The 17942-nt window shown below is 48.3% G+C and carries 16 protein-coding genes and 1 riboswitch; of the genes, 8 read left to right on the top strand and 8 right to left on the bottom strand.

The genetic code is table 11. The annotated features are described in order from the left end of the window. The first annotated feature begins 130 nt into the window (after positions 1-130). The 3 genes from pnpS to BMY11_RS00310 all read left to right on the top strand — a co-directional run bounded on the left by pnpS (position 131) and on the right by BMY11_RS00310 (position 3635). Positions 131-1939, top strand: a complete 1809-nt coding sequence (gene pnpS / locus BMY11_RS00300) for a two-component system histidine kinase PnpS (protein WP_090572481.1) — start codon at positions 131-133, stop codon at positions 1937-1939. Positions 1940-2066: 127 nt separating this feature from the next. Beyond that, positions 2067-2786, top strand: coding sequence for a response regulator transcription factor (locus BMY11_RS00305; RefSeq protein ID WP_090572482.1), 720 nt, complete (start codon positions 2067-2069; stop codon positions 2784-2786). An 84-nt stretch (positions 2787-2870) separates the two neighbouring features. After that, positions 2871-3635 (top strand): sugar phosphate isomerase/epimerase family protein, encoded by a 765-nt coding sequence (locus BMY11_RS00310; protein WP_177182421.1) that lies wholly within the window; start codon positions 2871-2873, stop codon positions 3633-3635. 41 nt (positions 3636-3676) lie between these two features. Here the strand turns inward: BMY11_RS00310 and BMY11_RS00315 are convergent, their stop codons facing one another. Continuing rightward, complete coding sequence (locus BMY11_RS00315) at positions 3677-4546, bottom strand: AraC family transcriptional regulator (RefSeq protein ID WP_090572484.1); 870 nt, start codon at positions 4544-4546, stop codon at positions 3677-3679. Positions 4547-4712: 166 nt separating this feature from the next. On the opposite strand from BMY11_RS00315, the gene BMY11_RS00320 reads away from it, so the two are divergent. The 3 genes from BMY11_RS00320 (at position 4713) to BMY11_RS00330 (ending at position 10700) form a co-directional block, all read left to right on the top strand. After that, positions 4713-5792 carry a Gfo/Idh/MocA family protein gene (locus BMY11_RS00320; RefSeq protein WP_090572485.1) on the top strand — a complete coding sequence of 360 codons (1080 nt, stop codon included), beginning with the start codon at positions 4713-4715 and terminating at the stop codon, positions 5790-5792. 198 nt (positions 5793-5990) lie between these two features. Next, positions 5991-6079: riboswitch (cyclic di-GMP riboswitch) on the top strand. A gap of 39 nt (positions 6080-6118) precedes the next feature. After that, positions 6119-7927 carry an ATP-binding protein gene (locus tag BMY11_RS00325; protein WP_177182422.1) on the top strand — a complete coding sequence of 603 codons (1809 nt, stop codon included), beginning with the start codon at positions 6119-6121 and terminating at the stop codon, positions 7925-7927. Continuing rightward, complete coding sequence (locus BMY11_RS00330; RefSeq protein WP_177182423.1) at positions 7920-10700, top strand: bifunctional diguanylate cyclase/phosphodiesterase; 2781 nt, start codon at positions 7920-7922, stop codon at positions 10698-10700. Before BMY11_RS00325 ends, BMY11_RS00330 begins: the two co-directional genes overlap by 8 nt. A 422-nt stretch (positions 10701-11122) precedes the next feature. Here BMY11_RS00330 and BMY11_RS28665 read toward each other — a convergent pair whose 3' ends face one another. From BMY11_RS28665 to BMY11_RS00345, 6 genes are all read right to left on the bottom strand, one after another. Continuing rightward, positions 11123-11269, bottom strand: coding sequence for a DUF6254 family protein (locus BMY11_RS28665; protein WP_177182424.1), 147 nt, complete (start codon positions 11267-11269; stop codon positions 11123-11125). A gap of 79 nt (positions 11270-11348) precedes the next feature. After that, complete coding sequence (locus tag BMY11_RS29615) at positions 11349-11450, bottom strand: cytochrome bd oxidase small subunit CydS family protein (protein WP_371262742.1); 102 nt, start codon at positions 11448-11450, stop codon at positions 11349-11351. Positions 11451-11471: 21 nt separating this feature from the next. Continuing rightward, complete coding sequence (locus BMY11_RS00335) at positions 11472-12497, bottom strand: cytochrome d ubiquinol oxidase subunit II (RefSeq protein ID WP_090572488.1); 1026 nt, start codon at positions 12495-12497, stop codon at positions 11472-11474. Further along, a complete protein-coding gene (locus tag BMY11_RS00340; RefSeq protein ID WP_090572489.1) occupies positions 12494-13855 on the bottom strand; it encodes a cytochrome ubiquinol oxidase subunit I in 1362 nt (453 codons plus the stop codon). The genes BMY11_RS00335 and BMY11_RS00340 overlap by 4 nt, the downstream gene beginning before the upstream one ends. Before the next feature lie 62 nt (positions 13856-13917). Continuing rightward, positions 13918-14067, bottom strand: coding sequence for a hypothetical protein (locus tag BMY11_RS28670; RefSeq protein WP_177182425.1), 150 nt, complete (start codon positions 14065-14067; stop codon positions 13918-13920). A gap of 807 nt (positions 14068-14874) precedes the next feature. After that, a complete protein-coding gene (locus BMY11_RS00345; protein ID WP_090572490.1) occupies positions 14875-15690 on the bottom strand; it encodes an SDR family oxidoreductase in 816 nt (271 codons plus the stop codon). A gap of 140 nt (positions 15691-15830) precedes the next feature. On the opposite strand from BMY11_RS00345, the gene BMY11_RS00350 reads away from it, so the two are divergent. Beyond that, positions 15831-16406, top strand: a complete 576-nt coding sequence (locus BMY11_RS00350; protein WP_177182426.1) for a TetR/AcrR family transcriptional regulator — start codon at positions 15831-15833, stop codon at positions 16404-16406. Between the two features lie 135 nt (positions 16407-16541). Here the strand turns inward: BMY11_RS00350 and BMY11_RS00355 are convergent, their stop codons facing one another. Further along, positions 16542-17762 (bottom strand): YhgE/Pip domain-containing protein, encoded by a 1221-nt coding sequence (locus BMY11_RS00355; RefSeq protein WP_256217246.1) that lies wholly within the window; start codon positions 17760-17762, stop codon positions 16542-16544. Here BMY11_RS00355 and BMY11_RS00360 point away from each other — a divergent pair. Continuing rightward, complete coding sequence (locus BMY11_RS00360) at positions 17718-17921, top strand: MFS transporter (protein ID WP_371262758.1); 204 nt, start codon at positions 17718-17720, stop codon at positions 17919-17921. The genes BMY11_RS00355 and BMY11_RS00360 overlap by 45 nt on opposite strands. Positions 17922-17942: the final 21 nt, after the last annotated feature.

A 17942-nucleotide genomic window follows, 5' to 3' on the forward strand; every position in this document is an offset into this window, starting at 1 on the left:
ATCCCAAGAATGATATAGGCTTAGTTAGCGTACTGAACGGTTTTACAAAAACTTAACAATAAGGCGACTGGCGCTAGAAGCTAAGGACAGGTACCATGTTAAGTGAACGATTCGGCTTGGAGGTAAGAAGATGAACAGCTTTCGCATGCGGCTTACGCTTATTCTGATCGCTATGATCGGACTGGCAGTATTAGCAGCCGGATTATTTATGGGCAAGACGTACCGGGTCAACCATCTCGATGCATTGCAAGATAATATGACGCGCGAGATGAAGATCATCCTGGACCAGATGGAATGGCGCTCAGGTGAACCTGATTCGCTATACAAGTACTACACAGGTAAAGCGCAGCGTCTGAAAACCATCACGGATACGCGCATCACCTTCATTCGGAGCGATGGTGTCGTGCTTGGCGATTCCGACCACGATCCGAAGACGATGGACAACCATCTCACGCGCGAAGAAGTCATTGAAGCGAAGCAGAGCGGCGTTGGATGGACGACTCGCCATAGCGAAACGATTAATGAGAATTTGCTTTATGTTGCGATGCTGGTTAATCCGAACAATCCGGAGCATTCCGATATTATTCGGATGGCGCTTAGCTTGCAGAAGGTTGACGAGAGCATCCAACACGTATGGGCGGCACTTATTGTTGGACTTGTCATTCTGTTCGTTGCCGCTGCGCTCATCAGCTTCCGTGTCGCGCAAGGTTTGACCCGGCCGCTTGAGCAGATTACGCGCGTATCCAAGCGGATTAAGAATCTTGATTACCGCGCGCGCGTCGAAGTGACGCGGCATGATGAGATCGGCGAACTCGGACTCGCTATTAATGCGATGGCGGACAGCTTGCAAGAGCAGATGTCGCGCATTCATACGAATGAGAGCCAACTCGCAAGCGTGCTTGATAACATGATCAACGGTGTTGTGAGCATTAACAGCAGCGGCAACATCCTGCTACTCAATCGCCGGGCTGAAGAATTCCTAGGCTTCTCTGCCAAAGAGCTGGTCGGGCATCACTTCGCTTCCGCGAAGCAGCAGTACGAGCTGACGCAGATTATTCAAGAGGCGCTGGAGCGGAGAGAGCATCTGCGGGATGAGATTACGTTTTATTTCCCAGAGGAGCGGTTGCTTGACTTGAACCTTGTGCCGATCTTCGATGAGGAAGAGGACAACAAGTTTGAAGGCGTGCTGCTCGTTCTGCAGGACGTGACCGCCATTCGCAGGCTGGAGCGGATGCGCAGTGAGTTCGTTGCGAATGTCTCCCATGAGTTGAAGACGCCGGTTACAGCGGTCAAAGGGTTCGCTGAGACGCTGTTGGGCGGTGCTGTGAACGATCCGGAGACGGCGCGTTCCTTCCTGCAAATCATCTATGATGAGAGCGACCGGCTGAACCGGCTGATCGGTGACATTCTGGAGCTGTCGAAGATCGAGTCACGCCGTGTTCCGCTGCTGTATTCGCCTGTTGAGCTGTCTTCGTTCATGGAGAAAACGATGGAGCTGATGAGCGCTGAAGCGGTGCGCAAAAATATTCGTTTGTCGACGAAAGTGGACCCTGGCGTCTATGTTGAGGTTGATGAGGATCGATTGCGGCAGATCATCATGAATTTGTTAGCCAATGGCATAAACTATACGTCAGATGGCGGCTCCGTATCCATTGCAGTGGAACCGGTTCTCGGACCAGGGCAGACGCTGGAAGATAATTATGAACATATTCGCATTCATATTTCGGATACGGGCATGGGCATTCCGAAGAAAGATTTGCCACGTATCTTTGAGCGATTTTACCGAGTGGATAAGGCAAGGTCGCGCAGCTCAGGCGGTACCGGACTTGGCCTATCCATCGTCAAGCATCTCGTGGAGCTTCATAAAGGAACGATTACCGTCGATAGTAAAGTCGGGATCGGCTCTACCTTTACCATTGAACTGCCAGTCATTCAATAAAGGAGGACGGGTAGTTCTGCAAGAGGGGTTTACCCCTCAATAGAAACAGTGCTATGATAAAAAGGAATTGTAGAACGTGAAACCATAGCCATGGTCATGTTGCGGGCATGGTAGTTTGGGGGTCAACATGTCACAGAAAGTGTTGGTCATCGAAGACGAGCCGACATTGGCAAGGTTGTTATCGTACAACCTGTCGCAGGAAGGTTATGATACGACGGTTATTGATCATGGGACTGAGGGCTTGCAGGTTGCGCTGCAGCGGTCTTTTGATCTTATTATTCTCGATATTATGCTGCCTGGAATGAATGGATTTGAAATTTTGTCACGGCTGCGCCAAAGCGGCAATCGGACGCCCGTTATCGTGCTGACTGCACGCAATGCGGAAGAAGAAGTTGTACAAGGCCTAAAGCGCGGCGCAGATGATTACATGACCAAGCCGTTCGGCGTTGCTGAGCTGCTGGCGCGTGTATCGGCTGTACTTCGCAGAACCGGACAGGATGAGGCGCAGCTGACGGAATCGAATGACAAAGTCATCACAGCAGGCGACTTGGCTATCTACCCGGAACGGTATGAAGTCATTCTGAATGGCGAGACGGTACCGCTTCGTCCGAAAGAGTTCGAGGTATTGCTCTATCTGGTGCAGCGTCCCGGAGTTGTCGTCACTCGCGATGATCTCATGAATGTTGTCTGGGGGTTTGATTATATCGGCGGGCAGCGAACCGTTGACGTGCATGTCAGCTCGCTGCGTAAGAAGCTGGAGCTCGGACAGCAGTCCGTTGAAATTGAATCTATCCGCGGCGTCGGCTACAAGCTTGTAATGCCAAGAAAGCTCGGATCACCCAAATAAGGTGATCGGGTTTTTTTTTTGCACACCAAATTGGCAGCAAATAATGGTAATATGACCTTAACTACGGTATGGAGGTGTAAGAGAGTGGTCGCTTTCGGTTGGTGCAAAGGAATTGAGGATGCAAAGCTGCTCGGTGAATATGGATTTGATTACATCGAGTGTGGACTGCAGCAGCTGCAATTAGAGAATGAGGCGTTGTTTCGTGAGACGCTGCCTGCTTATTTGAACAGTCCGCTGCCTGTACGGACGTTCAATCTGTTCTTTCCAGGTGATATGCGCATCGTAGGTGCAGAGCTGGACCCGGATCGGGTACGTCGGTACATCCACCGAGGGGCAGAGGCGATGAATCGAATCGGTGCGAGCATTGCGGTGCTTGGCAGCGGAAGGTCCCGCCACATCCCAGAGGGCTACGAGCGGGCAAGAGCAGAGGATCAGATGCTGAATGTGCTAAGCTGGATCGCCGAGGAATTCGCAGGCACCGGCGTGACACTGGCAATTGAACCGCTTAACAAGAAAGAGACGAATCTCATGAACAGTGTCGCTGAAGCCGTCAGCTTCGCCAAGCAGATCAACCACCCGTCGGTACAGGTGCTGGCTGATTTCTATCATATGGATGAAGAGAACGAACCGCTGGAAACGATAACGTTGCATAAGGATTGGCTCGCGCACATCCATATCGCGGATACAGGCCGATTGTCTCCAGGAACAGGGCAATATCCGTATGCGGCGTTTGCACAGCAGCTGAAGGATGCCGGCTACAGCGGCATGATCTCCGCGGAATGTACGGTCCATAAGCCGGAGGATGAGCTGCCGGCTAGCCTTGCTTTCATGAAGCAGATGTTCTTGTAATAAGCCGAACGAGCCAGCCAGTCATCCAGTCATCCAGTTGGCTAGGCGCGGTTCCACTCCAACATGCGCTTCTGGAACTGCTTCGGCGAGCAATCATTATACTTCTTGAACATCTTATAGAAATGCGCCATATTCGGCATCCCGATACAGTCTCCAACTTCCGAGACGCTAAGATCCTTCGTCAGCAGAATACGCTCCGCCCACTTGATCTTGCGGTAGTTCACATATTCAGTGAACGACAGGCCAATCGCCTTCTTGAAGAATTTCACGAAGTAGTAATAGCTCATATTGGCGAGCTTAGACACTTCATCGACTTGAATGCGGGCTTCAAGATGCTCCTCTACATAATCGATGACGCCGCGCAGCCGAGCCCGGTCGAAGTCTACATGATCGGCAAGGACCTTACGTGAATCGCCTCGAATAAGGATCAGCAGCAGCTTCTTTATCAGCATGCTGACAGCGAGCTCGTAGCCGTTCTGCTTCGACGTCACTTCCTGCAGCACGGTACGGACACAATCGGCAGCTTCCGCTCTGGCCAGTTCATTTTCTTGGAAAATATAATTCGCGCGGCTGAGCGGATTTTTCGTTTCTGAGAAAAATCGCATATATGGCATCGAGCTCTGGTCAATGAATTGCTCCAAGTCGAATTGCAGCACGATATAGTTGAGCGGGCCGGCTAAGCTGCGGTCGCGGTGAAGCTGTCTGGCTCCGATGAGAGCGATGTCGCCACTTTGAAGTTTTACACACTCATCCTCGATATTGACATCGAGCTCGCCGTTCAATATTAGCAGCAACTCAATCTCACGATGATAGTGCCAATCTATGAACAAATCGTTGTCACGGCTAGACTGATACACCTTTATAGACAATAGAGGGTTTTCATAAACAACCTTCTCATTATAGAATTCCACGGTTACCACCTTTCCAATAGCAATATCGCATAAAAGCATACCTATTTTCGGAACTATACTTTTGACGAAATAATGAACTATACTATTCCTAATGTGTGCCACTCTATCTGTGTGGACATGCATACACAAATTATATCATTTCATGGCTCATGGAGGTAGAAAATTAATGGCAAAGGCACGTATTGGTATTATTGGCTGCGGCGGTATCGCTAACGGCAAACATCTCCCAAGCTTGGCTCAAGTTAAAGAAGCGGAAATCGTAGCTTTCTGCGATATTATCGTAGAGAAAGCAGAGCAAGCGAAAGCGAAATACGGAACTGAAGAAGCAAAAGTATACACAGATTATAAAGAACTTCTCAAAGACGGTTCGATCGACGTCATCCACGTTTGTACGCCAAACGATTCCCACGCGGTCATCTCCATCGACGCTCTGGAAGCTGGCAAGCACGTGCTTTGCGAGAAGCCAATGGCTAAGACAGCAGCTGACGCTCGTCGTATGCTTGAAGTTGCACAACGTACTGGCAAGAAGCTTAGCATCGGTTACAACAACCGTTACCGTGCTGACAGCCGTTACCTGAAGCAAGTTTGCCAAGAAGGCGAGCTTGGTGAAATCTACTTCGCGAAAGCACACGCGATTCGTCGCCGTGCCGTTCCAACTTGGGGAGTATTCCTCGACGAAGAGAAACAAGGCGGCGGACCGCTTATCGATATCGGTACTCACGCGCTTGACCTCGTGCTGTGGATGATGGACAACTACAAGCCGAAAGTCGTTCTTGGCCGCACTTACCACAAGCTGTCGCAAACGGAGAACGCTGCTAACGCTTGGGGCCCTTGGGATCCAGCGAAATTCACTGTTGAAGATTCCGCTTTCGCGATGATCACAATGGAGAACGGTGCAACAGTTATCCTTGAGTCCAGCTGGGCACTCAACACGCTTGAAGTGGACGAAGCTAAAGTATCCCTCAGCGGTACTAAAGCAGGCGCTGACATGAAAGACGGTCTTCGCATCAACGGCGAGAAAAACAGCCGTCTCTATGTAAACAATGTAGAACTGAACAGTGGCGGCGTAGCTTTCTACGAAGGCGCATCCGAAGCTCCAGAGGTGCTTGAAGCATCGATGTGGATCGACGCTGTACTGAACGATAAAGAAACTTTCGTGAAACCAGAGCAAGCGCTTGTCGTTTCCGAAATTCTTGAAGCGATCTACGAGTCTTCCCGCACTGGTAAGGCTGTTTACTTCGAATAGTAGATTTATTGTAAGAAGTAAGAAGCCGAGGATGGTTCGCAATCCTCGGCTTCTTTTTGCATTCGCTCGACTCTTCAACTTCATTCGACAAAATGAGCCTACATTCTGCTTCTTTCGCTATATACAACAAATTTTAAAAAAGAATATAATGAAATTGAAGATATTGGAAGCGCTAGCAGATCAATTAAAACCTAATGCTCTTGACAAAGGCAAACTTCTGGAAACAGTAGGACGCAAAGCCGTGGCCTAAGGCATCATACGATGCTAAGGTAGACAAGGCTGCCAGGGTAATGGAATCCATCCATTATTCGGGGTGGATTTTTTTATTGTCTATTTTCCTTATTCATAATGTCACTGGCTCTGGAGGAACTATGGTCTCTCTCGTACTCGTCAGTATCGCGTTCTTTCTCGTGTTTGCCTCCACTGTAATTGTGACGCATCTTTATCAGCGGATGCATGCGGAAAGCCGAGGCCAGCTGTTCTGGCTCACCAGTGCAGCGTTCGTATTCGGCATCGGCGTATGGTCGATGCACTTTGTTGCCCTTTTGGCGTATCGGTTCCCTGTGAAGGTTATGTACCATTTTGGTTATGTGTACTTATCCATGGCAGCAATGATTATGATGACTTTCGTAGCTTTATGCCTGTTCCGCTATGCGGCGAATAGCAGGAGGCTGTTCTGGTATATCATCGCAAGCCTCGTACAAACGGCCGGTGTTGTGGTTATGCATTTCATCGGGATGCGAGCGATAAAGGCTGCTGCGAGCCAGCATTACCATTCACCATTCTCACTACTCTCCGTACTCGTAGTTGCTGCCATGTTTGTGTTTATTTTCTACCAAATTCGTTATTTTGGTGAAAATTGGAAACGTCAGCTACTATGTGCACTTCTAATCTCCTCGTCAATCGAATTTCTACACTACTGCAACATGCCCGTCATGCACAGCTTGTCAATCACACACCACAGCGCAGGGCTAGAACCAACACAGAATCAATTCTTTCTTGCGATTAGCATTAGCACGGTCGTGTTAATTATTTTCCTGTATTCTATTGTCGTTCTTCTGATCGATAACCGGCTCAAGCAGAGTGAAGAGCAGCTCCGCCGGATGAATATTACGTACTCGCTTATTCTCGATTCCGTTGCGGAAGGAATCTTTCGGCTTGATGAAGATAGCCATATTATATTCTGGAACGTCGCAGCTGAGCAACTAACTGGCTATAAGTCGATTGAAGTGCTCGGCACACCGATTCGCAAACGATTTGCACAAGGCGACATCTCCGAAAGCCCGATTGAGCAGTCGATTCGAAAAGGAGAATATATTTATGTAGCGGAAGAGCAGTTTCTGAAGAAGGATGGAACGGCGTTTCCGGTGGAGTACCATGTTACGCCGATGTACGAGAAGGGACATACGGCGGGAGCTGTCATTAACTTTACGGATATTTCGCAGCGCAAGAAGAATGAACGGTTTATTCTGGAATCGGAGAAGCTTTCACTCGCCGGCCAGCTTGCTGCTGGTATTGCACATGAAATTCGAAATCCGCTTACGGCGATTAAAGGATTTATGAAGCTGTTTCAGAACGGCGTCCATAAGACGGAGTACATCGCTATCATCACTTCGGAAATTAATCGGATGGAGGCGATCATTAATGAGCTTCTGCTGCTGGCGAAGCCGCAAGTGAACCGCAACCAGAGCATTAATTTATGCCAGCTTCTGAACGATGTCTATACTTTGCTCGAATCTCAGGCCATTCTGAGTAACGTTCGCATGGCGTTTCAACGGAAGGACGAGCCCTTATTTATAGAATGCGATGGTAGCGAAATAAAGCAAGTGTTCATCAATTTGATTAAAAATGCAATCGAAGCGAGTAATAAAGGTGGGGAGATTGTTATTAGTGCCGAGCAAAGAGGCAATAGCACAGTGACCACTATTAAAGATAATGGCTGCGGCATACCGAAGGAATTGCTCGATCAGATCGGCAGGCCATTCTTCTCGACCAAAGTACAAGGTACAGGGCTTGGGCTGATGATTAGCAACAAAATCATTACAAATCACGGTGGTAAGATCATTATAGAAAGCAGTGAGGGCGAGGGTACAACATTCCAGGTTATTCTTCCGGGAGGGAATGCTAGTGCATAATCACATTCATGGCAGCTACAACTGGTTCTTGGTCTGTTTGTCTTTCATTATCGCATTGTTTGCTTCGTATACAGCGCTCAATCTGGCAAGACGTGTGGTGTTATCCGAAGGCTGGAAGCGCAGAGGATGGCTCACAAGTGGAGCTTTCATTATGGGAGTCGGCATCTGGTCGATGCATTTCATTGCGATGCTGGCGTTCAAGCTGCCTGTCGGTGTGACCTATGAGCTGATTACCGTGCTCGTCTCAATCGGCGTTTCTTTTATCGGTTCGTTAGTTGGCTTCGGCTTTGCCAGCCAGGGTAGGAAGAAACCGGCGATGCTCATCGCAGGCGGCATCTTCATGGGGCTTGCGATTAGCGGGATGCATTATATCGGCATGTATGCGCTCACCGGTGTAGCCATTACCTATAATCCGCTGCTGTTCTCGCTCTCGATTATCATTGCGGTGCTAACGTCGATTACAGCGCTCTTGTTCGCTTTTCGCAACAATACCCGTTATTGGATGAGCGGCTTCATCATGGGCATCGCCATTACCGGAATGCACTACACGGGCATGTCTGCGGCGCATATGACGATGCCGATGGATATGATGGACATGGGCTCCGATCTCCAAGCGGTTAATTTTCTTGAAATTGCAATTTATGTGGCATTTGGGACGATTGTCATCTTCGCGGTCAGCTTGATCGGTTCGATGAACGCGGATAAGAAGCTGTCCGAGCAGATGATGCTGAAGGGCTCGATACTGGAGTCGGCGATCGATTGCCTCATTATGTTCGATCATAAGGGGCTGATCTTCGAGTTCAATCCTGCAGCTGAACGGATGTTTGAGGTCGAGCACAGTAAAGTCATCGGTAAGCCAATCAGCCAGTTTCTACTGCCGGCGCATATCGAAGTGCATGAGCCTGTGAATCGAATGCTTGCGAAGGGGGATAAGTCGGTGCTTGGCGCGCGGATTGAAACGACGCTCTCGCGTTGCGACCGAATCGAGTTTCCGGTGGAAATTACAGTGACACGGATTAAGAAGGACAAGCTGCCGGTATACACGATGTATCTGCGTGATCTGACCGCTCGCAAGATGGTGGAGGAGGCGCTGCGCGAGAGCGAGGAGCGCTACCGCAAGCTGATCGACTTCTCGCCGGAGCCGATTATCGTTCATATGGACGGGCTGATCACTTTCATTAATGATGCTGGGCTGCAGACGTTAGGCGGCGTAGATCAACAGTCGATGATCGGCAAGCCAATGATGGATCTGATTCAAGCCGATTATAAGCAGGTCGTGCGTCAGTGGATGGAAGAGATTGAGGCTGGTGTAGCGCGAATAGATTCCATGGAGCTCAAAATGGTTCAGTCGGACGGAAATCCGATAGATGTCGAAGCAAAATCCATTCTGGTGCAGTATGGCGGACAAACGTTGATACAGACGATTGCCCGGGACGTTACGGACAAGAAACGTAACGAGAACACCATTAAGAAGCTCGCTTATTATGATATGCTGACTGGACTGCCGAATCGAAACTGGTTCAATATGTTTTTCCCGGAGATCCTGCATGAAGCGAAGGAGGAGGGGCATTCAGTCGCGGTTATGTTCCTTGATCTGGACCGCTTCAAGCTCATTAATGATACGATGGGGCATCTGATGGGCGATCGGTTGCTGCAGCATTTCTCGAAGCTGCTCACTGCTTGTGGAGGCGGCGAGAACCGGCTTGTGTCGCGGTTAAGCGGCGATGAATTCGTTATTATTATGCCAAGCAGCTGCCGAAGTGAAGTGGTGAAGATTGCGGAGACGATCATCGGCCAGGCGGCGGCTCCGATCGACCTGGATGGTCAAACGATCTTCATTACGACAAGCATCGGTATTGCGCAGTTCCCAGGCGACGGCGAGACTCCCGAAGTGCTGCTGCAGCATGCGGACTCGGCAATGTATGCCGCGAAGGAGAACGGGAAGAATCAGTTCCAGTTCTTCGAATGGAAAATGACTCAAGCGAAGAGCCGCCGCCTGGCGATTGAACAGGCGCTGCCCGCTGCGCTTGAGGAGCGGCAGTTCCATCTTGTGTACCAGCCGATATATAAGGCGAGTTCGAAACAGATGCTTGGTCTCGAGGCGCTGGTGCGCTGGGTGCATCCGGCGATGGGGTTGATTGGACCGGATGAGTTTATTCCGATTGCGGAGAGCACGGGCCATATTATTCCGCTTGGCGAATGGATCTTGGAGAAGGCCTGCAGCCAGCTTCGTCAGTGGCACCGGGAGGGGATGGTTCAAGTGCCCGTTGCGGTCAACCTGTCTGCAGTGCAATTGAATCAAGAGTGCATCGTCGAGATGATTGGCCAGACGCTGGAAAAGACGAATCTCGCTCCGGAATATCTGGTCATTGAGATTACCGAGAGCATGGCAATGAACAACAATTACTCTATTATAGATAAGCTTCAGCGCCTGAAAGCGCTCGGAATCGGCATCTCCATTGATGATTTCGGCACAGGTTATTCATCGCTTAGCTATTTGCGGCGCTTCCCGGTGGATACGCTGAAGATCGACAAGTCATTCGTGCAGGACTTGTGCGTATCCAGCAATGATACGGCAATTGTGGAAGCGATCATCGCGCTGGCACAGAGCTTGAAGCTGCATGTGCTCGCCGAAGGCGTCGAGACGGAGCAGCAGCTGCAGATTCTATCGGAGAAGGGCTGCACCGACATGCAGGGCTACTGGCTGTCGCATCCGCTGACTGCGGAACAGATTGAGTCCATCTATATGGGGGAAATGAACCGTATCGGCTAGATTTTACTTTGAGAAGGGCGCTCCCGCTGCGAGTTCGGTATCGTTGTTTCGATCGCTGTTGTCCTCGTGATACTTTGATTATGTAGAATCAGACTAGGTAGTATCACGAGGACAAAGGCGCAAATGATAGGCGCAGTTTAAACAACGAATATCATTTCGCCTAGGCGACCACTGACGTTTCTCCACAATCGATACCGCCCTCTCCGCTTTTTGCCCTTCGGTTAAAGCAAAACACAGACAGACACGGTTCAAGAGAGAAAGCAGCAAAACGACCTTGCGCTTCACAGTGCAAGGTCGTTTTGCTGCTTCGCCTTCAAAACAATTGTTCATATAGCTCGCTATAGCTGGCTATCGCAACCGAAAAGACCTTGCACCCATAGGTGCAAGGTCTTCTTTTTGCCGACTCGCGGTTCGCGTCTAAGCTACCACTGCTCCGGCTTGCTATAGCCGGTTGAGCTCTGTCCGCCTTCTTGATCGAGTTCAGCGAGCGACTTTACTTCGCCGTGCGGCTTCTGGTTCTGCTTGCGGCTTTTCCAGGCGTTCTCACGGCGATTCTTCGAAGATGTCATCGGTAATTGCTCCTTTGCTAACAGGTGATAGTCAAATTGCTTGGGACTGCTTGGTTAGCGTGTGCGATTATGCCGATTGTTATGACTTTTTCCGAGGTGTCTTCGCGCCCCACCAGAACAGGAAGCCAACGGATAAAGCAACCACGAGCAGCGGTGCAACGAAGATCAGAAAATTTTCCATAAAGCATGCCTCCCTGGCGGATTATTTGCCCCGTTTACCCTGCACGTACTTCGTATCGAAGAGGAAGAGTCGGAGCAGCAGATAAAGTGACGGAATAAGCAGCAGCAAGCCGAGGATGAAGACCGACACAAGTGCGATTGCCATCGGCTGGCTAGTGAAATTATCATGAATCGTTAAATATGGGTACAGAATATACGGTAGATGCGCCGAGCCGTAACCGAAGAACGCAAAGCCGAACTGCAGGATGACAAAAATAAACGATAAGCCAAGCCGTTTGCGCGTCCATACGTGGTAGACAGCGACCAAGAAACAAGCGAACGAGATAACGAACATCGGTGCGTGCTCGGTCATTCGGTCAAAGTGCTCTGCGTTATGGCCGCGGATCGCGAAGAAGACGAGCAGGCTGCTTAGTATTGTCGGGCCGCTCCAAGCGAGCGCATATTTGCGCACGACCTCGAAGGCCCCGCGGTCATTCGCACGATCCGCATAGTAGCTGAGAAACATCGCGGAGATGTACAGCACGCTGACGAGCGCGAGCAGTACGACTGACCACGAGTACGTGCTTGTGAACAATTTTTGCACAAGGAACGTCACTTTGCCCGAATCGCTGACCTCAATATAGCCGCCTTCGGAAATGGTCATAACTGTCGATAGTGCAGCCGGGATGAGCAATCCGCTGGCGCCATAGAGCAGCATGTAGAAGCGGTTATTTTTGTTAACGCCATACGTATTGAACGCATAGTAGGAGCCCCGGATTGCTAGCAGAATAACAGCGATGCTGCCCGGTACGAGAAGGGCGGTGCCGTAATAGTAGGCGGTATCCGGGAAGAAACCGACTATGCCGACGAAGAAGAACACCAGGAAGACGTTCGTTACTTCCCATACCGGCGACAAGTAGCGTTCAATGATGTTGTTGATCAGATGGCGTTTGCCCGTAATCGTGCTGTAGTAGCTGAAGAATCCGGCGCCAAAATCTATCGAAGCGATAATCAAGTAACCGAATAAGAAGATCCATAATACGGTAATCCCAAGCACTTCATAGCTCATAGCTCGCTGCCTCCTTCGATGCCTTTGGCAGCAATTTCGTCCTCGGCACGATTGCTGCGGAACATCCGAATCAGCACCGTTACGGAAGAGAAGGCAAGTACAATGTAGAGCGCTGCGAATACATAGAGCATTGTATCAACATGTTCCGAGACCGTCGCGCCATCCTCGGTGCGCATAATGCCGCGGAGTAGCCAAGGCTGACGGCCGACCTCCGAGAAAATCCAGCCATGCTCGATCGTCATCATTGCGAGCGGAGCAGCTAGAATAATGCCGCGAAGCAGCCATTTGTTCTCGTAGACGCGTTCACGTTTTCGCCATAGCAGCACCATGAATGCACCTGCGATAATGACCATGAGCGAGACGAAGCCCATCTTGAGATCGAATAGATAGTGAATATAGAGCGGCGGCTGTTCGTCAGCGGGAATATCGTTCAGCCCAGTCACTTCCGCATTCGGCACGCCGTGAGCCAGGATACTGAGGGCAAAAGGGATTTTGAGCCCATACTTGATCTCATTGTTGTCCGTCAATATACCGCCAAGGACGAGCGGCGCTTGCTTCGTGGTATCGAAATGCCATTCCATCGCAGCGAGCTTCTCCGGCTGATATTTCGCCAGATATTTGCCTGACAAATCGCCGATAACAGCGCTTGAGATCAGGAAGACGAATGCTGCAACCATCGTCAGTTTGAGCGCTTTCTTATAGTACACATGATTCCGGCCCATCAAGAGCGACCAAGCGGCGATGGCAGCAAGAACGAACGCGCAAGTTAAGTAAGCGGTGACGAGAACATGCGATACTTTCGTCGGCATTGCAGGGCTGAGCATAGCGCCGAACGGCGAAATATCGGTGATTTTGCCATCCTTGACTGAAACGCCAGCCGGCGCATTCATGAACGCGTTCACGACTGTAATGAAGAAAGCCGATGCGGAGGAGCCGATGACGACGGGAATGAGCAGCCAGAAGTGCGTAAATTTGCTCTTAAACCGATCCCACGTGTACAGGTAGATCCCGAGGAAAATCGCTTCAAAGAAGAATGCGAATGTTTCCATAAACAGCGGCAGCGCGATCGACTGACCCGCGACCCTCATGAAGCTTGGCCAGAGTAGGCTAAGCTGTAGCCCAATCGCCGTTCCCGTCACGACGCCGACTGCAACCGTAATGACGAAGCCTCGCGCCCAGCGCCTTGCCATCAGCAAGTAATGCTCATCATTACGCCGAATGCCGATCCACTCTGCAAGTGCGATCATAAGCGGCACCCCAACGCCAATTGTTGCAAAAATAATGTGGAAAGCGAGCGTAAGCCCCGTCAATACGCGGCTGTACATAACTGGATCGTAACTGCTTAGCAGTGTGTGCATATGCTATCCCTCCCAGGATATTGGTGCTTAGATAATGTGCTTAGATAATGTGATGTGAAAATCTATTCGAAAACGTAGCGGGACAGCGACAGCAGCATAATAATGGCGACACCGATGCAAAGCAGGATGAGCCTTTTCTCTTGTTTGGCAATGCGTTTGCGACTTTGACTTTGGTCTATCGGATCGTGCAGGTCTTGATTACTGCTGCTCATTCGCGCATCCCTTCCTTCATTTCAAATGGTTATGCTTTCATTATAATCAATGTTTGTGATTATTTTCACAATATTTGTGACAACGGTTTGAATTGTTTATTTCTGAGTTGTGACAGATAAGAAGCTCCTTCATCAAAATAAAGTTTGTTAGTGGAAAATAGAGTGTGTTAGTAGAAAATAAAGTGTGTTAGTTGTCTGGAGAATTCACTTGAAAAGAACATATCGATGGAAAATAAAGTTTTAGTGATGAGAATTGGGAAAAGTAGTTGCTGTAGTAAAAATTCTGTATTACTGATAGGAGTAGGTTTTCAGCATGATTGTAGATGGTAAATTAGTACAAAATGGGTATACAATTTTCACGAAGATCGATCCATTCTCAGGAATGATTTTAGGCATTTGTATCAAGTATAACAATGGAATGAAGCTTAAATATAGACCAAAAGGTGACTTCTGATGAAGTCACCTTTTTAGACTGGTATCCGGCCGATCCCGCGGGTCTGCACTGGGAGGTATTGTTGGGACTGTACAGACGAATCGCCTGCTGTATTTACTATCATCCGCATGATTGGCACCGGTCATCATTCCATCTTCCGGGAGCCCGGTACGGATACGTCACAGGTTTGCTACGCCTCTAATCCGTTTTACTGAAGGAAGGGTTATCATCGCGAAGTCTGCATCGATCCGCTCACTTTCGGCAAGGAGGGGCTAGAGGTTATATGAGGTTTACAATTGAAATAACTCCGTTTCCCCTGTGTGGGAAACGGAGTTATTTCAGTCATCGAGTTATCCTGTCTATGCAAACTAAAATTATTGGTTCAATTGTGCAAGCCGCCGCATGCCCGCTGTCGTTCCGCCATCCACGAGAAGGTCCGTACCGGTAATGTAGGAAGCGCTGCTACTGCATAAGAATTGGACCGCTGAAGCGATTTCGTCTGCTTCTCCTTCCCGTCCAAGCGGAGTATTGGCTAATAACACCTTCATCGCTTCTTGTTTGGAAGCCTCTTGTCTTCCCATAGGAGTGTTGATCGTACCTGGTGAGAGAGACACAATCCGAGCGCCTTTCTGACCCCATTCCCATGCTTGGTCTTCCACAATTAGCAATACTCCTAGCTTAGAGAAAGCGTAAGCAGCTTCAGAATTACGTGCAATCTGCTCCATTTGAGTCAGGAACTCTGGTTCAAGTGGATGGGTGAGAATCGAGTTATACGCTGCATTTCGCGGAACCATGTGACCGCCATTTGACGCGATACATACTGCAACGGTTTCCTGCGTAGCGAGCGGAAGAAATGCTTTAAGGATAAGAGCTGTACCTATGGAATTAACCTCAAGAATTCGGCGCGGTTCGCCCATAGTTGGCGACAGCCCCGCGGTGTGGATTATGGCTCCCAGTTCTCCGATTTCCCCCGTTATTGTGGCCAGCTCATTCACCTGTTGTTCATCCGTGATATCTACTTTACGGGTTGTTACGGATGTGATTCCCTCTGAGGCTAGTTCATTGGTGGTTTGAATCAGACGTTCTTCGTTGACATCTACCAGCAATAAATGACCTTGATGGCCGAAACGACGAGCAATCGCTTTTCCCATGCCACCTGTACCGCCTGTAATCACATATACTTTATTCATGTGTTTTTGCCTCCAAAGATGATTTTGTGTAAACTAACACTGGAACTATTCTAAGCATAAGACCGTTTATAGACGTAATCAATTTACAATCGGTACGGTAATGTCCATTTTATCGGAACTGAATGGGAGGTACGGCTATCTTGGAGAAGAATGCAATTTCGGCTCGATGGCTTATTATGGAGGCATTAATGGAGCTTTTGCTCGGCAGCTCCTTCGACACGATAACTGTAGGAGCTATTGTTCGAAAAGCTGGGGTTAGCCGCTCGTCATTCTATGTACATTTTCTTGATAAATTTGATTTGATGGAGCAGCTTACAACTAAAATACTTCGTGAGCTAGAAGATCATTATGAGACGACGCAATGGAATGATGAAAATAAACAGATCCTAAGGACTAGTTTTAATAATAAGGTCCCGCTGCCAACTACGGTCGACCTCTTAGGACATATACGTAAATACGAATATTTCTATCGAGATCGCTACCGCGAACCTGCATTTGTTGTCCGCCTTTCCGAACTGCTCGGCTCACACTTGAAGATTTTTAAAGATGAGACTTTTGCGATTTTTTTAGCTTACGGTACGGTCGGGTATATTGGACGATGGTTAAGCGAGGGATTAAAAACCCCCGCCAACGAATTAGCGCTGCGACTGACTAACGTGGCCAGACTATCGCTGCAGCATATAATGCTGGAAGAGCCAATTGTCGAGACTGAATAAGGGATAAAGATGAGAACGGCAGCTCGCAGGATTACTCATTTTCCGTTCTCATCAGTTTCATTAGCGTACACTGCTTCAAAATTTGTAACTGTTGCTTTGCCCCAAAAATTGCAACGTTCTGCACAATCTTCTATTTCATTTGAGTTCCAGTGCTAAAGCCTCAGTTGTAGGATCAGTGATTTCTTCCGGTACCTTCACTTTTTTCAAACCGTAAATAACAGCGTTTATAAGAAGAGCACAAATTGCAATTAGTCCTAAACAAATGGCGAATTCAAATGTCTTCCCGCCACCGAACAACACATTATAGTCAAGATTGATCGAGTAATAAAGCGGTGAAAAGTAGCTAAACACTTTAAAGTATCCGAGCATCATTTCACGTGGCATTACTGATCCTCCTGCAATTGTTTGTGTCAATAGCAACGGGATATTTAAAATCATACCAGCTTGTCCTAAAAGCATGACCGGGATACTTGTGAACTCCATAGCTGTAAATAATTCCAATGCATGTACCCACCATGTTTTAAAATATGTTTGTGTGTCGTAGCTGTGCACAGCAAATATAATGGTAACACCGATTAGCGGAGCGATAACCGCAATAATAAGATTAACCCCTTGTAGAGAAAGAAACGCTTTCCACTTGCTTTGGGCCTCCCTTATTTGTGTTAGAGCTGCTATACTTTGCATCGAGTAAATCATGGCACCTACATACATACACATAGATAAAAACATTGGTACCATTTGGTTGCTCATTCCTGCTGGCTGAGGGTTGGTCGTTATCACATTCGATGATACTTTATTCATAATAGATTCGACGGACTGCTTTGCTTGATCTGCAGGAATGTTTAAACTTTGAAGTAAACCCTCAAAACTTTGAGTTTGTATTTGAGCACTAATCTGGTTCGAGATCCGTGTAGATACATTTGCCATTCCTGATGAAATGGATGATGGATTTGAGGCATTAATAAAAAACTCAAGTTTGGCTTGTTCTTGATTAGATGACATCTTTTTGGAAAAGTCCGAAGGAATATGGATAATCATATGTATATTTCGTTCCTCAAGGTCAGATTGAGCCCTCTCTAATGAATGGTTGGTTATAACATGAAAAGGCAGTTGAGCGGAAAATTGTTTGGTGAATTCTGCTCCCATTGGTTTATCATCATTAACAATAGATATGGTAAGGTTTGGCATATTATTGGGTATAGCACTATATCCTGTCATAAACAGGATTAACATTACAATCTGATAAAAAATAATCATGAATACAGCGCGGGCAGCTTTGGCTCCAAGGCAGGAAGCGGGCTTGGTGCAGCGATCGTTGGCTGGATGCTTGCATTTGGTGGTTATGTTGGCGGTCAAGAGCACATTACTAATTCAGCACGTTCTTCGATCCTCTTCATGTACATTTATTTGCCGATTATCCTAAGTGCACTCATGATCGTTATTCTATATTTCTATAGGCTAGATAAGCAGTTTCCACAGATTGTTAAGGAATTAGAAGAAACTAAAAACATGTAGTTTATACAAAAATAGTAGGGG

Source organism: Paenibacillus sp. OV219 (assembly GCF_900110075.1).
Taxonomy (GTDB): domain Bacteria; phylum Bacillota; class Bacilli; order Paenibacillales; family Paenibacillaceae; genus Paenibacillus_Z.

What these genes read in the sequence shown, in the direction of transcription:
- pnpS (WP_090572481.1), top strand. Translation starts at nt 131, where the DNA reads ATGAACAGCTTTCGCATGCGGCTTACGCTTATTCTGATCGCTATGATC.
- BMY11_RS00305 (WP_090572482.1), top strand. Translation starts at nt 2,067, where the DNA reads ATGTCACAGAAAGTGTTGGTCATCGAAGACGAGCCGACATTGGCAAGG.
- BMY11_RS00320 (WP_090572485.1), top strand. Translation starts at nt 4,713, where the DNA reads ATGGCAAAGGCACGTATTGGTATTATTGGCTGCGGCGGTATCGCTAAC.
- BMY11_RS28665 (WP_177182424.1), bottom strand. Translation starts at nt 11,269, where the DNA reads ATGACATCTTCGAAGAATCGCCGTGAGAACGCCTGGAAAAGCCGCAAG.
- BMY11_RS29615 (WP_371262742.1), bottom strand. Translation starts at nt 11,450, where the DNA reads ATGGAAAATTTTCTGATCTTCGTTGCACCGCTGCTCGTGGTTGCTTTA.
- BMY11_RS00335 (WP_090572488.1), bottom strand. Translation starts at nt 12,497, where the DNA reads ATGAGCTATGAAGTGCTTGGGATTACCGTATTATGGATCTTCTTATTC.
- BMY11_RS00340 (WP_090572489.1), bottom strand. Translation starts at nt 13,855, where the DNA reads ATGCACACACTGCTAAGCAGTTACGATCCAGTTATGTACAGCCGCGTA.
- BMY11_RS28670 (WP_177182425.1), bottom strand. Translation starts at nt 14,067, where the DNA reads ATGAGCAGCAGTAATCAAGACCTGCACGATCCGATAGACCAAAGTCAA.
- BMY11_RS00345 (WP_090572490.1), bottom strand. Translation starts at nt 15,690, where the DNA reads ATGAATAAAGTATATGTGATTACAGGCGGTACAGGTGGCATGGGAAAA.